Source organism: Acinetobacter sp. PK01 (assembly GCF_022819285.1).
In the GTDB taxonomy this organism is placed as follows: domain Bacteria; phylum Pseudomonadota; class Gammaproteobacteria; order Pseudomonadales; family Moraxellaceae; genus Acinetobacter; species Acinetobacter tandoii.
Genome location: NZ_CP094643.1, coordinates 260,417 through 277,004, shown reverse-complemented (window position 1 = coordinate 277,004; position 16,588 = coordinate 260,417). Strand labels below are relative to the sequence as shown.

Annotated in this window: 13 protein-coding genes and 1 pseudogene; 7 read left to right on the top strand and 7 right to left on the bottom strand. The window is 39.8% G+C overall.

Annotated elements, in window-relative coordinates; translation table 11 throughout:
• Positions 1-15: 15 nt before the first annotated feature.
• Entirely contained in the window at positions 16-306 is a 291-nt protein-coding gene (paaB, locus tag MP622_RS01245) for a 1,2-phenylacetyl-CoA epoxidase subunit PaaB (RefSeq protein WP_016167097.1), read from the bottom strand.
• 30 nt (positions 307-336) lie between these two features.
• A complete protein-coding gene (gene paaA / locus MP622_RS01240; protein ID WP_243792121.1) occupies positions 337-1,281 on the bottom strand; it encodes a 1,2-phenylacetyl-CoA epoxidase subunit PaaA in 945 nt (314 codons plus the stop codon).
• A 285-nt stretch (positions 1,282-1,566) separates the two neighbouring features.
• On the opposite strand from paaA, the gene paaZ reads away from it, so the two are divergent.
• The 4 genes from paaZ to MP622_RS01220 all read left to right on the top strand — a co-directional run bounded on the left by paaZ (position 1,567) and on the right by MP622_RS01220 (position 7,483).
• Complete coding sequence (paaZ, locus tag MP622_RS01235) at positions 1,567-3,651, top strand: phenylacetic acid degradation bifunctional protein PaaZ (RefSeq protein WP_243793425.1); 2,085 nt, start codon at positions 1,567-1,569, stop codon at positions 3,649-3,651.
• A gap of 192 nt (positions 3,652-3,843) precedes the next feature.
• Positions 3,844-5,286, top strand: a complete 1,443-nt coding sequence (locus tag MP622_RS01230) for an MFS transporter (protein ID WP_243792119.1) — start codon at positions 3,844-3,846, stop codon at positions 5,284-5,286.
• A gap of 1,127 nt (positions 5,287-6,413) precedes the next feature.
• A complete protein-coding gene (locus MP622_RS01225; RefSeq protein ID WP_243792117.1) occupies positions 6,414-6,710 on the top strand; it encodes a helix-turn-helix transcriptional regulator in 297 nt (98 codons plus the stop codon).
• Between the two features lie 221 nt (positions 6,711-6,931).
• Entirely contained in the window at positions 6,932-7,483 is a 552-nt protein-coding gene (locus MP622_RS01220) for a GNAT family N-acetyltransferase (protein WP_243792116.1), read from the top strand.
• 70 nt (positions 7,484-7,553) lie between these two features.
• Here the strand turns inward: MP622_RS01220 and pobA are convergent, their stop codons facing one another.
• Positions 7,554-8,768 carry a 4-hydroxybenzoate 3-monooxygenase gene (gene pobA, locus MP622_RS01215; RefSeq protein WP_104441594.1) on the bottom strand — a complete coding sequence of 405 codons (1,215 nt, stop codon included), beginning with the start codon at positions 8,766-8,768 and terminating at the stop codon, positions 7,554-7,556.
• Between the two features lie 132 nt (positions 8,769-8,900).
• On the opposite strand from pobA, the gene MP622_RS01210 reads away from it, so the two are divergent.
• Positions 8,901-9,725 (top strand): IclR family transcriptional regulator, encoded by an 825-nt coding sequence (locus MP622_RS01210; RefSeq protein WP_243793424.1) that lies wholly within the window; start codon positions 8,901-8,903, stop codon positions 9,723-9,725.
• Positions 9,726-9,886: 161 nt separating this feature from the next.
• Here the strand turns inward: MP622_RS01210 and MP622_RS01205 are convergent, their stop codons facing one another.
• The gene (locus MP622_RS01205) at positions 9,887-10,483 is read right to left on the bottom strand and encodes a hypothetical protein (RefSeq protein WP_243792114.1); all 597 of its coding nucleotides are present in this window, start codon (positions 10,481-10,483) and stop codon (positions 9,887-9,889) included.
• 369 nt (positions 10,484-10,852) lie between these two features.
• Between MP622_RS01205 and MP622_RS01200 the strand changes: the two genes are divergently transcribed.
• Together MP622_RS01200 and MP622_RS01195 are read left to right on the top strand one after the other, a co-directional pair.
• A complete protein-coding gene (locus tag MP622_RS01200) occupies positions 10,853-11,722 on the top strand; it encodes an IS982 family transposase (protein ID WP_243792112.1) in 870 nt (289 codons plus the stop codon).
• A gap of 73 nt (positions 11,723-11,795) precedes the next feature.
• Positions 11,796-11,948, top strand: a pseudogene (locus MP622_RS01195) (IS982 family transposase); the annotation flags it as partial.
• A 286-nt stretch (positions 11,949-12,234) separates the two neighbouring features.
• Here the strand turns inward: MP622_RS01195 and MP622_RS01190 are convergent.
• From MP622_RS01190 to MP622_RS01180, 3 genes are read right to left on the bottom strand one after another with little or no spacing between them, the layout of a single operon-like run.
• Positions 12,235-12,732, bottom strand: a complete 498-nt coding sequence (locus MP622_RS01190) for a hypothetical protein (RefSeq protein ID WP_243792111.1) — start codon at positions 12,730-12,732, stop codon at positions 12,235-12,237.
• Complete coding sequence (locus MP622_RS01185; protein ID WP_243792109.1) at positions 12,729-13,559, bottom strand: triacylglycerol lipase; 831 nt, start codon at positions 13,557-13,559, stop codon at positions 12,729-12,731. The genes MP622_RS01190 and MP622_RS01185 overlap by 4 nt, the downstream gene beginning before the upstream one ends.
• 2 nt (positions 13,560-13,561) lie before the next feature.
• Entirely contained in the window at positions 13,562-16,315 is a 2,754-nt protein-coding gene (locus tag MP622_RS01180; RefSeq protein ID WP_243792107.1) for a type VI secretion system Vgr family protein, read from the bottom strand.
• Between the last annotated feature and the right edge of the window lie 273 nt (positions 16,316-16,588).

Here is a 16,588-nt window from a genome sequence, read left to right as displayed (position 1 = left end):
TTTTTCTCCCTTCCCTTACATGTGCTCAATGCCATCTGGAATGTTGTAAAACGTTGGGTGGCGATACACCTTGTCTAAAGATGGGTCAAAAAATTCTGGTTTTTCATCGGGTTGAGAAGAAGTAATCAGTTCAGATTTTACGACCCAAATACTGATGCCTTCATTGCGACGTGTATACACATCACGTGCATTTTGTAGTGCCACTTCATCATCAGATGCACGCAAGCTACCCACATGACGATGACTTAAACCTTGTTTGCTGCGAATGAACACTTCGTAAAGTGACCAGTTATTCTTGTTATCCATGACCTTATTTCCCTTCATCTCTGATCTGAATTAAGCAACTTTCTGTGCTTGCTGCTGTTCTTGCTGTTTCTTGGCATACACTGCGGCAGATTCACGTACCCATGCACCGCCTTCCCATGCTTTACGACGTGCTTCAATACGCTCGTGGTTACATGGACCTTTACCAGCAATCACGTCAAAGAATTCATTCCAATCCACTTCACCAAATTCGTAGTGACCTGTGTCTTCGTTGAATTTCAAATCTGGATCTGGAACGGTAAGACCAAGCTGTTGAACTTGTGGAACAGTGTTATCGACAAACTTTTGACGCAAAGCATCGTTACTGAATAACTTGATTTTCCACTGCATGCTTTGCGCACTGTTTGGAGAATTATCATCACTTGGACCAAACATCATGAGGGCTGGCCACCAGAAACGGTTCACGGCATCTTGTGCCATTTGCTTTTGTTCTTCAGTGCCGTTTGCCAATTGCATCATGGCTTCAAAACCTTGGCGCTGATGGAAACTTTCTTCTTTACAGATACGCACCATAGCACGCGCATAAGGACCATAAGAGGTACGGCAAAGCGCAACCTGATTCACAATGGCAGCACCATCCACCAACCAGCCAATCGCTGCTACATCTGCCCAAGTGAGTGTTGGATAGTTAAAAATCGATGAATATTTCATACGCCCTGCAATGAGCTTATCCATCATGTCATCACGGTCTGCACCTAAAGTTTCGGCGGCACTATAGAGGTACAACGCATGTCCTGCTTCATCTTGGACTTTTGCCAATAACACCGCTTTGCGTTTTAAGGTTGGTGCACGTGTAATCCAGTTACCTTCTGGCAACATACCCACAACTTCAGAGTGTCCATGTTGACCAATTTGACGAATTAAAGTTTTGCGGTAGGCATCTGGCATCCAATCCTTTGGCTCAATTGAAATGTCCTTTTCAATACGCTGATCAAAAGCTTGTTGTTGGTTATTCATTTTTCCCTCACTTATCCCAAGTGTCGTTACAGTTAAATTAAAACGATACACAAATAAAATCAATATTAATTTTAAGGTATCATTTAATTAAATTTTACACTTAAGCTTAAGGGATTGTTTTTAATAAATTTAGTTTAAATTAAATTTTAGTTTGATTTTTTTACATACGAATTACGATTGACTTTCAGACGTTTTAATACCAAATTATGAAACATCAAAACTAAAATACAGTTAAAAACGTATCATAAAAGGAGTTTTACCATGCTAGAGTTAGACAACAACTCAATGGAGCAACACGATACAACTGAAGAGCACCAAGCTCAGCCCCTTAAAACCCTAAGTTCTTTGGTATATGGACAAGAATATTCTTCTCAGGCGGAATTACGTACGGTTTATCATGCCATTACAGGTGAAGCGATTTATCAAGTGAGTAGCCATGGCATTAACACCAAAGCCATTGTGGATTATGCGAAAAAGCAAGGTGCAGCCATTGCGACGTGGACTTTCCACCAACGTGCCAATGCCCTAAAACAAGTGGCGCAATATTTATTAGAACGTAAAGAACACTATTACGAACTGGCTAAATCAACGGGCTGTACCCGTAAAGATGCATGGATTGATGTTGAAGGCGGGATTGGAACCCTATTTGCTTACTCAAGCCTTGTACGTCGTGAACTGAGTGATGAAACTGTGCTAGTAGAAGATGCATGGATTCCATTATCAAAACACGGCAATTTCGGTGCCAAACATATTCTAACCTCTAAAGCGGGTGTGGCATTGCATATTGATGCCTTCAACTTCCCAACCTGGGGCATGTTAGAAAAAATTGCACCAACGTTATTGGCGGGTGTGCCATGTATTGTGAAACCTGCAACTGAAGGTGCTGAGCTTACCCATGCAGTGGTGAAAGACATATTGGCAAGTGGCTTTCTACCGGCGGGTTCACTACAGTTAATTTGCGGTCAAATTTATGATTTAATTGAACATTTAAATCCACAAGATACCGTAACTTTCACAGGTTCAGCAGCCACAGGGCAAAGCCTACGTGCAAATCCACACTTAAATCACTATTCAATTCCATTCTGTATGGAAGCCGATTCTGTTAACAGTGCGATTTTGACTGAACACGCCAACGACGAAACCATTGATTTGTTTGTGCGTGAAGTGTTCCGTGAAATGACCACCAAAGCAGGACAAAAATGTACGGCGATCCGTCGAGCCTTTGTTCCCGCAGCTTTACTCGAAACCGTACAAACGCGTTTAGTGGCTAAGCTACAAAAAGTCGTGGTGGGCGACCCTGAAATTGAGGGCGTGACCATGGGTGCTTTGGCGAGTGTGAAGCAGAAATTCAGTGTCGCTGAAAAAGTAGAACAACTGAGCCAAGATGCTAAAGTTGTAATTGGTGGACATTTACGTCAAGACTACACGATTCAAGCGAAAAACCCTGAAAAAGGTGCTTTTTATCCACCAACTTTATTGGTGTGTGAACAACCAACTGAAGCGAAGCATATTCACGAAGTAGAAGCCTTTGGTCCAGTTTCAACCCTGATGCCGTATCAAAATCTTGCTGAATTGGCAGATTTAGTGGCACGTGGTGAAGGCAGCTTGGTGGCTTCTGTAGTGCGCAATGTCGATGAAAATATCGAAGCATTGATTACTAAAATTGCACCATGGCATGGCCGTGTACACATTTTGGATGCTGAAAGCGCGAAAGAAAGTACAGGTCACGGTTCGCCACTTCCATACTTGGTACATGGTGGCCCAGGACGTGCGGGTGGTGGTGAAGAACTTGGTGGTTTACGTGCCGTCAAGCATTATATGCAACGTACCGCTTTACAAGGTTCACCAAATGCCATGACCCAAGTCGGTCATAGCTGGACAGCAGGTGCACAAGTGTTTGAAGACCGCGTACACCCATTCAAAAAAGACTTTGATGAACTCCGCGTGGGTGAACGTTTACTTACAGCACGTCGTACCGTGACTGAAGCAGACATCGTCAACTTTGCCTGCCTAAGTGGCGACCACTTCTATGCACACATGGATAAGATTGCAGCGGCAGATTCTCTGTTTGGTGATCGCGTGGCACATGGTTATTTCATTGTCTCTGCCGCTGCTGGTCTGTTTGTAGATGCCGCAGCAGGTCCAGTCATTGCCAATTATGGTATGGATAATCTGCGTTTTGTAGAACCCGTAAAAATTGGCGATACCATTCAAGTCGAATTGACCTGTAAGCAAAAAACACCAAAACCACTACGTGATCCAGAGCAAAAACCGCATGGTGTGGTGGTTTGGGACATTAAAGTCAAGAACCAACGTAATGAATTGGTGGCAACCTATGACATTTTGACCTTGGTTGAACGGGCGGCCTAAGTCTGACGTATAACAAAAGAGAATCATATGATTCTCTTTTTTTTATAATAAAAAATAAATGTATCTTTTTATCACAAAGTGATTGACCCCACCTGATTTAAGCCGTAGATTAAAAATAAGACGATACATAATAAAAACAAAAATAAATATAGAAGTATCAAATAATCTCAAACAGTCAGCACAGGAAGTTGCATGATGAACGATAAATCCATCGATATAGAACTGGTTGAAAGGACGATTCAACCAGAAGCACAAAATTTTGAACACAATCCAGTTTCAGAACATTCACCTACGCATGATGAAACGGTGCAAACTCCTAGTAGCGCCTACCATTGGTATGTGGTGGTCATTTGTATGGTGGCCTACATTCTTTCCTTTGTAGATCGTCAAATTTTATCCTTGATGATTGAACCGATTAAACATGACCTGATGCTGAGCGATACCCAATTCAGCTTGTTGCAAGGTTTAGCATTTTCATTGTTCTATGCGGTTATGGGTGTACCGATTGCGGCCCTTGCCGACAAAAAATCACGGATTAAAATTATTGCGATTGGGATTGCCTTCTGGAGTTTTGCTACGGCAGCTTGCGGTCTAAGCAAGAATTTTCTACAAATGTTCTTGTCCCGCCTTGGTGTCGGTGCGGGTGAAGCGGCGCTTTCGCCAGCGTTTTATTCGATTGTTGCCGATCTATTTCCTAAAGAAAAACTCGGTCGTGCCCTTGGTCTATATGCAATTGGTGCATTTATTGGTTCAGGGCTTGCCTTCCTGATTGGGGGGTACGTGATTGGTTTACTTAAAAATGTAAACTTGGTGACCCTACCGCTGATTGGTGAAATTAAAACTTGGCAACTGACTTTTATGATTGTCGGTTTACCCGGGGTATTGTTGGCGTTATTGATGATTTTGACGGTTCGTGAGCCTGAGCGTAAGGGTTTAAAAATTGGTCAAGATGGTCAAGTGGTAAAAGCCTCTTTCAAAAACTCAATTGCCTTTATCAAAACCCATAAAAAGACCTTCTTCTGTCATTTCATCGGTTTCTCTTTTTACACCATGATGCTGTACGCACTACTCGGTTGGGCACCTGCGTTCTATATGCGTAATCATGGTTTAGATGCCAGCCAAACAGGTTATATCCTCGGGATAATCATTTTGGTTGCCAATACTTCTGGCGCATTATTCTGCGGTTGGCTGATTGACTGGTTCTCTAAACGTGGTTATAGCGATGCAGCGATTCGTAGCGGCATGATCGGCTGTGCAGCCCTTATTATTCCAAGCGTCTTGTTTACCCAAGTGGATAACATTTACCTGTCGTTTGCGCTGATTTTTGTGGCGATGTTCTTCTCGACATTTCCGATTCCAGCATCTGCAGCAGCAACACAAATGCTCACGCCAAACCAGTTACGTGCCCAAGTCTCAGCCAAGTTCCTTTTGGTGTCAAACTTAATTGCTTTAGGCATTGGAACTACGGCTGTTGCTTTAATAACCGACAAATATTTCCAAAATACCGTGATGGTAGGTAATTCAATTTCGATTGTAAATGCCGTAGCGGGCGTACTCGGGACATTCTTATTGTACAAAGGCTGCCAATATTACCGTGACAGTATTCAAGTGGAAAAAGCAGCTGAACACTTATAATCATTTCACATTTTCGAATCCGTTCTAGCGAAAGGTTCTCCTTTCGCTTTTTTATTTACGCACGATAAGACGCCTTGGATCAGTCTATTTTCAACCTATCATTGAGCAGGAATCACTTCTACACCCGTTTACTTTATAAGATGCATACTCTTATTCTAATAAACACTAGATCTCACAAACCAAAGAACAGAGAGTCGTATCTAACTTGGACACTTTAAATAGGAATAACAATTCAATTTCGTATAACCGCGATTATATTAAATTGGGGTGAAATTAGTCTCTAATGAACGAAAATTTTCCAAACCCATCTAAAAATATTGCCAACGCTATTAGGAAATAAATAACCTATAACAAAACAGGAAATTACTGTAAAAATCACAATTTTAACTGAGCTAATCGTAAGGCTAAGATATAGAGATGAAAAAATCGCTAGTCCTAGACCCAAGATAATCCCACCTACAGAGTAGTACAATGCTGTAATGAAACGTTCAGAATTATCCATTATTACCTCAAATTTTAATTATTTTAAAACAAGATAATACGGCTTTTCTGGAGCAAGTAATAGAAGACTCAATTTCCTATAGGAAAACCGTGAAACATCCATTGTATGCCCCACAAAATAGTTAGGATTAAAATTACTAAAAAAGATGATTTCTAATTTCTTCATTTTTTAAATTGTCTAAAATTAACATAATGCAAGTTATACCTAATTAATTTTCTTATTTCATATAATTCAATGTCTTAATTTATTTAATAAACCCCAACACAGATGTATTGGGATTTTTAAATAGTTTATCATGTTCCATGATTACTTATTAAACAAAGTTCCATGGTTTTGTGTAGTCTCATTTACCCCTAAAAGATAAAAAATTGTCCAGATGAAATAAGAATAGATGTCCAAGTAGTTATTGATTTTGCAATAAGATATCAAGCATATTCCATCTCAGCTTTATTCGCGCTTCCTGATGATTTTTAAATAGATGTAAATGATCTACTGTTGATTGATCTCGATTCCCATCTTCAAAACTGTATCTTCAGGATATTGATTGGCAGCATTTTGCGGTAAAAATCTAGTATCTTAAATGATTTCTAACATACTGGATTTTAAATTCTTATCAGATGCTGACATGGATATACATCAACAGAATTCACAGCGTATTCGTGAACTACGTCTAGCACGTGGTTATACTTTGGAAGAACTGGCGAATGGACTCGAAGTTTCACTGGTCAGTTTATTTGGTGGCGTGGAATTCCCTACATCCTTTAAGCCACTGTTACGCCATGCCGAGCAACCCATTTGGCAAGATCCTGAATCTGGCTATATTCGGCGTAGCATTAGCCCACTGGGTTTGAAAATCTCAGTACAACTGGTTGAAGTGCATTTTCCCGCACATGTGCATCACCTACGACGTCACGCAACGTGATCATGCCATGCAACAGCAAATCTGGATCATCACGGGGCAATTAGAGATTCAATTGGGTGAACAAACTGATCAACTGCATTAGGGCGATTGTCTTGCCTTAATGCAGTTGATCATCCCATTATTTTTATCAATCCAAATGTAGAGCCTTATCGTTATGTTTTAGCGATTGAAGATAGAAAAATCCCATACAATATGCGCCTTACACTTGCTTGGAACCTGTGATGTCACAAAGTGAAGCCTCTTTAACCGAGTTTAAACTGATTGAATGCAATGAAACCGAGCATGCCGTTGCTATTTTAGAGATTCTGAATGAGGCGATACTAAATTCCACCGCCCTGTATGACTATCAGCCACGCACATTAAAAAATATGCAAACGTGGTTTGCGACCAAACGAGAGCAGAATTTTCCTATACTCGGCATTATCAACCCGACTGGAAAATTACTCGGTTTTGCAACATGGGGAAGTTTTAGAGCCTTTCCTGCTTATAAATATACGGTTGAGCACAGTGTGTACATTCACCATGAGCATCGCGGTTGTGGGCTGAGTAAAATCCTGATGCAGACACTCATTGAAAAAGCACAACAGCAACAATTGCACGTCATGGTGGGCTGTATCGATGCCGACAATGCTGCCAGCATTCAATTACACCAAAAACTCGGTTTTACCCATTCAGGTACGATTCAACAGGCAGGATTTAAATTTGGTCGCTGGTTAGATGCCGCATTTTACCAACTAACGCTTACGACCCCACTACACCCTCAGGATGGTTAAACTCAATTCCATCTGTTTAAAAATAAAAAAGAGAGCACAATGCTCTCTTTTTTAGAATAGAAAAAATGGTTTAACTAGCTTGCTGAAATTCACTTAAATGCTTAATTTCATAGGGTAAACCGACATAATTTTCTGCCAAAGTGGTTTGTCCTGCCAATGAACCGAGGATATAACTCAATTCAGCCTGTTTAATCTTATGATCAAACTCACTTTCGGTTTCAAAACGATGCAATAAATGCGTCATCCACCAAGAAAAACGTTCTGCTTTCCACACCCGTTGCAAACATTTTTCCGAATATTCATCGATGCCCTGCTCGGAGCCATCTAAATAATACTGAATGAAGGCACTGGATAAATAGGCAATATCTGATGCTGCCAGATTCAAACCTTTCGCGCCTGTCGGTGGGACAATATGCGCCGCATCGCCAGCCAAGAACAGTTTTCCAAAGCGCATCGGTTCAGTTACAAAGCTACGCAGTGGTGCAATACTTTTCTCAATCGATGGACCTGTGATTAATTTTTCTCGACTTTCAGGGTCTAGGCGGTTTTTCAATTCATCCCAAAACTGTTCATCTGACCAATTGTCGACATGATCGGTTAATGGCACTTGCAAATAGTAACGACTGCGCGTTTCTGAACGCATACTGCACAAGGCAAAGCCACGTTCCGACTGCACATAAATCAACTCATCTGCAACAGGTGGTACATCTGCCAACACACCTAACCAGCCAAAAGGATAGACTTTTTCAAAGGTTTTAATCTTGTCTTCAGGCACACTGGCACGACACACGCCATGAAAACCATCACAGCCTGCAATAAAATCACACTCAATTTGATACGACTGGTTTTGATATTGAAAAGTCACTTTCGGCTGCGTATAAAAGTCATCAATCTGCACATTCTGTGCTTCATAATATGAGCTCAAACCCGCTTGCTCACGGGCATGCATTAAATCTTTAGTCACTTCGGTCTGACCATACACGGTCACTTGCTTACCGCCTGTCAGTGCAGCTAAATCCAGTCGATGCTTTTGTCCTTGAGTCAGAATTTCAATGCCTGAATGCGGTAAACCATGCGCCTTGAGGTTTTGATCGACACCAGCTTCGGTCAACAAATCTACCGAAACCTGTTCCAAAATTCCTGCGCGGATACGCGATGACACATAGTCAGCGCTGCGCTGTTCAATAATAATATGATCAATGCCTGCTTTATAAAGTAACTGTCCGAGTAACAGCCCTGCGGGACCTGAACCAATAATTGCCACTTTGGTTTTTACAATTTCCATGCTGTTCATCCTTGTTCGTTCCTTGTTTCAGATTACGCTGGGATGTTTTTTTGAGCTATATCGCCATATTGAAATTGGCCGTATACCATTAGAGTTGTCCGAATATCGGACAAAAACAATTCATTTTTCAGGATAAGCAGTATGGAAGCTGAGCGGAACAAGGTTATACATCCACATTCACAAGACGTGATACTTCAAGCCGACTACATTGCAGGTTTAGCCAAGGGCTTGCATATTTTGGAGGCCTTCGGAGTCGATCGACAGCGCCTGAACGTGACCCAAGTGGCTGAACGCACAGGCATAAGTCGTACTGCAGCTAGACGACATTTAAAAACTCTGAAATTTTTAGGTTATCTGGAAACCGATGAACATTATTTTTGGCTAACCCCGCGAGTGTTGCGTTTTTCCAGCGCTTATTTAAGTTCGGCACATCTGCCTAAAGTGGTACAATCTTTACTGAATTTACTCTGTGCACAGACATCGCTCACCTTTTCCATGGTGGTTTTAGATGAACATGAAGTGGTGCCCATTGCCAGAAGCTATTTACCACAACAAGATCAGTTTCGGGTCAATCCGTATGGCATGCATTTGGGCAATCGCCTGCCTGCCCATGCCACGTCGACAGGTAAAGTTTTACTAGCCGCTTTATCGAAAGAGGAGCAACAGACTTGGGTAGAAAAGTATGGATTAAAGCGTTTAACTCCTTTAACAATTACCGATAGAAATCAATTCTATGCCGACCTCGAGAAAGTGACTTTATCGGATTATTGCCTGTCTAAAGAAGAACATGAGTTAGGTATTATTGCGCTTGCCGTGCCCGTGTTAAACGCACAAGGTCAGACTATTGCTGCCATTAATTGTATGTCGCAAAGCAACCGCACGAGTGAAGAGTATTTAATTCAGCAAGTTTTACCGTTGTTGAGACATGCGGCAAATGAATTGCGTAGCTTAATTTAAAACCTCCTCAGACTTAAACCCTACTCAGACATCTAAATGTTGGATATTTAATCCAGAATATGTACTAAATGAATAGCAACTATATATTCAGCATAAAAAAGCCATGATAATTACATGGCTTTTTTTCAATTTTAAGAGATAAAAATAGGTGCTATATTCGCTTATTTCACAGGAATCATAAGATGTTGATAAGGGGTTCCTGACCACATGATATAAGGAACTGTGGTATCAGGTTGTGCACTTTTTGGATACATATCATAAAAACTTTGTGATGCACCCACAATCATGACATGTGGACCTGTTTGCAGCCAATGATTGTTTGCGGTCGGTTTGGTGGCATAAGGGTCGACATTGCTCGCATCAGTCCCGCCCATAAGCATGTACATAAAACCAATTTTACCTTCTACTGGTTTTTTATGACCAATCCAAGCTTCGGCCCATGCAAGTGCAGCGGGGTCCATACACATCGGATCTGGGCCAGGTGTTGCAGGGTTATCGGGCATGCAGGTAAAATTATTGTGTCCTTTATGCAAAACACGCATTTTTCCATTGGCATCCATCGCAACAATTGTCGCTTTTGCACTGACATTCATTGGTGCTGCACTCATAGCACTCATCATCGCTTTTTTATCATCGACTGAATGCGAGCTATGCATTGTCATGTCCATACCAGAACTGTTGTAATCATCCATAGCAAATGTCATGGGGGACAATAAAGAAATACATCCAGCAGTTATTAAAAACTTGAGGAAATTCATGGCATATCCTCCGATTTTGAGGTTAAGTGTGTAATATAAACTTCCGTTCTACACTACACCTGCCATAGCTTAAAAAAATGGAATGAAACTCAAGATTATCATTCTTATCAAGTCTATTTTTTAACCAAAACAAGGCAAAGTCAATATCATGGACACCTTATATTACAAAACATAAAATTAGATAAAAATCAGTACTATAATGCTTCACTCAATTCATTATGTGTTTCTTTTGCTTTATATAATTTTCGGAATTTTGTATGACTAACAATACTACTATAACCCGAATCTCGGATAAGCAATTGACTTGAAAAAGAGAAAGACTAGAGCCATCAGTTGAGTTACCACACCAAACTAACAACTCTAGTCCTTATGATTGATAGTACCCAATTATTCTGCATAATTAATGATTTCTTTCTAAAATTTGAATCAATCTATTGGAATTTCTTAAAGCAGAACTTTCGATGCTCAAGAGTTCACCCTGCTCAGCTCAGTATTTCTGAAATTACCTTTATTGCAATTTGGTATAAGTGCTCTCATTTCAATAATTTCAAAGCATTCTTTACAGCGTTAAAATATAACAATAGCCATCTATTTAAACATCTACCGTGTTATCAACGCATGATTCATCTGATGAATACATATCAACTGGCTTTACATGCCCTACATTTTGCTTTGATGAAAGATCAGCAAAGCAATTATTTATGGATTGATTCAACCATATTACCTGTCTGTAAAAATCAGCGAATACAACGTCATAAGTCTTTATCGGCTATTGCAACACGTGGAAAAAGCTCAATGGGTTGGTTCTTTGGCTGTAAGCTGCATTTGCTGATGAATCAATCAGGTGGAATAGTAAATACGATTTTATCCAATGGACATACAGCAGATATCAAAATGGTGGAGCAACTCGTCAAAGGAATGACTGCAAAATTGTATGCTGATCGTGGCTATATTAGTCATAAGCTTAAGCGCAGGCTTAAAGATCAAGATATTGATTTGATGACCTATCATCGTAAAAACATGCAAGCGATTAAATTATCAAAAGCGGATAACTACCACTTAAAACAACGTAATAAAATAGAAACATTATTCAGCTTGCTAAAAGGGACATACAACTTAGTCACGAGCAAAGCACGGAGTATTACAGGTTATTTGACAGGCATTTATGCTTCTCTGTGCGCTTATCAACTTTGTCATCAAAATAAGCCAATTATTCGTATTATGGAAATATCGCCTTAAGCAGGATTCGGGTTACTATACAAACAAGCCAATGATTCATCTTGTGAAAACATCGGCTTAAGCAGGATTCGAGCTATTTAGCCTGTTAAAAGGGAAGTTTCATTTGGTGACGAGTAAAGCTAGAAGTATTGAAGGATAATTAGCTGGGATTTATGCTTCTTTATGTGCTTACCAATTATGCCATCGAAACAAGCCAATTATTCGAGTAATGCAATTATTGGATTAAACAGGATTAGGGTTAATTAACAAATTAGGCCAAACTCATACCCAAGTTGTCACATAAATTTGAGTGACTTAGAAACGTTCTATCTTTAAAAGCTTTATGCGACAAAGCCCACTTAAACTATAAATTGAATCTTCACGAAATATTTTTAATGAAAAGCCATTGAATGGCATAAACCTCAGGTTGTAAGTTAAAATTTTTCAGCAATAACTTTAAACAATTATCTTAAAAAAAATAAATATTACACGATATTTTTATTAAAAAGATAAAATCACCCTAACTTAATAATCTACTTTCCTTTGTCAATAGATTGAATAATAGAATTTTTTGATATTATTATATTATCAGCTACTATTTTACTTTTTTTCAAAAGCCCCCCAAAAATAATTTTGCAAGAAAGATCTTTAATTAGCAATTTCTCAACTTGTTGTTTTTCTGCGCATGTATTCATTGACTCATCTTCACAAACTTTGAAATATCCTGATGAAATATATTTACCATTTTCAATTCGCCCCTCATCTATAGCGACTGAGCCGACAATCGAATAATTTTGAATTCCATCACACTTTAAATGTGAATACTTATATTTTTCTCTTTGATAAAAATTACTTAGATTTATTTTTGTTGTCACATCAAATTTAAATACATCACCGCTTAGCCCATCCAAATGAGAGTAAGTTAGATTAATTAGACTCAAGTCATTAACAACGATTTCCTTATCATTCTTATCTAAAGGGCTACACGCGGATAAGAAAATACCTGTTAATATTAATAGGAAAAATTTCATTTTATTTTTTCTAACTCTCTCGATAAAACATCTTGGGCACTTGAATTACCAATAATTTTTTCTTGCATCATCAGTCTAAAATCAGCATGGCTATAATTTGTCACATGATAATAAGAGCTATTAGTACTTGGATAAGCACTCCATTGCCCTCCAGAATCTGCAATCAAATCATTATTCCATTCATAACTTTTAGGATCACAACTTACACTAATCCACCATCTAAATACTGGTTTTGGCCTACTATAATAAATACTAGTTCTTGAGCCAATTCCTATTTTTGACAATATCACACCAACAGGGTCAATTGTAATTAGCAAATTTACTTTACATATATTTTTCTTATATAATGCCTCAGCCAAACCAGCTGCATTCCACCCTCCAAGACTATGCCCAATAATATTGACTTGTGTTTGTGGATTAACTTTTAAAAAAGATTCTATATCCTTAAATGCATTTAATTTTTTACTTTTATTTGTATTTACAGTTATTTCTTGATCTGCTGATATGTATGCTTCTTCATAGCCATAATATTTAACGACTGCATTTTTACTATTTCCTTTTATTTTTGAAAAGTGATTATTAACATAATTTCCAACAACAAATGTTGGCCCAATAGGTCTAAACTCCCCCCAACCAACAGGAATATCTCCTGGAGTAAACACATACTTATCCGCAGCGCCACCAATAAAAATGGTTAAACTATGTGTATAGATTGGAATATGTACAGGGATCACAGATGGTGTCTGGCTCACTTTTCCTTGTGCTTTTTTTAACAAATCATTAGCTTTCTCTTTAATTTCTTTACTTACATCAACTCTATTAGACATTTTTAAACCACCACATGTATTTTATATTGTTTATTAGGTTCATGCGTCTCTAATTTGACTAAGCCTGTTCTATCTAATTTTCCACGTGCAATTTCTTTCTCAGTTTCATCGAAAATAATATACTCTGTTCCATGCGCTAATTTATTCCCTTGCTTATCCATAACATCAAACCATAAACCATATTTTTGTATTTCATTTTCAGGCAAATATGGTAGTGGACAATTGACGCTACTCCCTCCCTTAAACACATGCTGCCCCGCCTTCACTTCAAACTTGCCACTGGTCGTTGGAAAAATACCCGAATCATCTATTTTAAGTTGCGAACCACCTGCGGTAATCACAATCTCTTTCGGACTGGTAATTTCAATACGGTCTTCTGTAGAAACAATCTGAATGTTTTGTTTAGCTAAAATACTCAAGGCATCGCTTTGCGCCTGCATTTCAAACTTCCCTTTGGCAGCAACTTGCTTAATGCCCCCCTGTGCTGCAAATAAACTGGCTTTACCACTGACATGTGTAATCAAATTCTTTTGCGTACTCAAGTTAATGCTGTCACCTGCAAATTGGTTAATTTGTCCATCAGCCGAGACATGAATGTCTGCATTTGTGCTTAAACCAATCCCATCTGGCGAGTTTAAAAGTAATAGCGCCTTTTCAAATTTTGCAATCTGTTCTTGGATTTGATCTGCAAATTCTTTGAGTTGTTCAACCGATTCGATTTCATCCGTCTTTTGGTTTTTGGCAATATCACTCAAGGCTTTACTGTTGGTCTGACTACCCTCAAGTTGCTTTTTGGCAAGCTCTGAATCAAGGTGATCACCTTTTGCTTGGTCTTGTTTGTAAGTTGAGATGAGTAGGCCTTGTCCTGCACGTACTGCTCCCCATTGGTCAGTCCTTAATTCAAATCCTTCACCACGGTCTTCACTTTCTTCGGTGGCTTTGGGATGACTCAGTTTACCTAAATTGAGTTGACTTGCCGCATGGCTGCTTTGCAACTGGGCACTAATTTGACCCGTGGTATCGTCAAATCTCAGTTGGTTAAATCCGCCCCCATCGACTTCTTTAGAACGGATACCACTGAGCTTTTTGGTATCAGGCAGTTGTCCTGCATTATCGAATTTTGTAGGAGAACGCTGTGCTTCATGAAGACGTCCCACCACGAAAGGACGATCTATGTCTCCTTGAAAGAAGTCAATGACTACAATTTCCCCAATTCGTGGCAAGAAACGTGCCCCGTAGCCTTCACCTGCCCATGGGGTTAATACATCCACCCAAGCAGAGTCCGTATCGTTATCATTGCTGCCCGCACCACCATCATGTGTATGGTCTTCATTTCTTGTGAATAAAAAGCGAACTTTGATGCGCCCCCATTCATCGACATGGATTTCTTCACCATTCGGTCCAACCACCTGAGCACGTTGCGGGTGGGCAGCTGGGCGATGCTGCTCGGGATGATAAGCGGGGACAGTTTTAATATGTCGACGTTGTAAGCTCAGCAGATTGCCTTGGCGCTGTTCACTTGCAATGCTGCTCAGTGTAGACGTGAATTGCCAGTGACTTTGTTGGAGAAGTTGCTCCAATTGCTGGTTTAAATCTTTAGGTAGGTTATTTTGGCTATAAAAGGTTTTTTCGGTAATGAGAAATTCTTTGTCTACACCACTGTGTTGATTAATTTCAGGATGATCTTGCAGTTCAAACCAGTAACCCACATGAGCATCTCGCACCGTAGACTGTGCACAGAAATGCTTGGCTTGTGCATTGTAGTAGTCCGATAGCTGCTGGTTAAATTGTTCTAGTTGTGGATTGCCCGATGCTGTTGCACCATCCTCCCCATTCAGGTCTTGCATCCATGCGGGTGAAAAATGCCATGATTGCTCTAGCCCTAAACTTGCAACATCATATTGCTCACTCTGCTGATGTTTGCTTTGCACGCTGCCTGCACCATCATCTTGTGTCAGTGCATCAGCTTGCCAGCGCTGAACATGCACTGCTGTGGGCTGTAACTGGCGTTGTGCCTGCCAATCGATAATGCTATCTGCGGCTTGAACAGCACTACTCTGATGAAAGCGGATAAAACGTCGTGGCAGGGCTTGGTAGTGCTGGTTATCGTCAATTAAGCGTAGCTTTTGTGCTTGAATCGGTTGGTGAATTTGGGCAAGCAGTGTTTGTGCTTCATCAATCAGCCAACTCATCCCTTCACTTCTGAGTAGACGTGTCAGAAAGTCATAATCACTTTCATTGCTTTGCATGATGAAAGGTCGAATGTCGTACTCTCGGCTCAGCCCTGCTAAATCAAGGCTCAGGCTTGCCGCAAATAGCGGACTTTTTTGTTGCCACTCTTGGAACAGTATGTTGACCACATCCACCACATTTTTATTCATAAACACACGACTGTTACGGCGTTGTTTCCATAATGTGGTCGGGTCTTCAAGTGTGAGGCGATATAAGGTCAGTGCACCATCGCTTGCTCCAGCTTGAGCTTGGGTTATGATGCCTGTGATACGGCTCAATTGGCCTGTGTCAGTCACTTGGTCTATAGCGACCTGACAGCCAATAAACTGTTTTAGTGGAATAAATGCATGTGTCGACAAGCAAATTAAACTGGCGGTTAAGCCTTGATTTAAGCCATGCGTCCCGTCTATTCGCTGTAAATAGACCTGCTGATTCAGCAACGCATTGGCAAACTGGATATGCAATACACGTTTTTGTGTAGTGAATCCCAGCTGTTCTAAAGCAGCATAAATATGATTCAACATAATGTTTTTAATAAATATAAAGTGGATGTCGTAATTATAAAGTTTGCCGTATAGTATAAAAATTTAGCGTTTTTGACCAGCGCTAAGCTGAATTTTATGACACTTTATGACGTAAATTGACAATATGGAAAGAAAATTATGCAGTATTGTTGATGCTATAGATGCATGATTTTATAAATAAAAATGCGATAAATATTTAACTAAAAAATATTGAATATCAATAAAAATCAAAAATATATAGTTAATTTTTTCTTAAACTTCTCTCCAACTCCT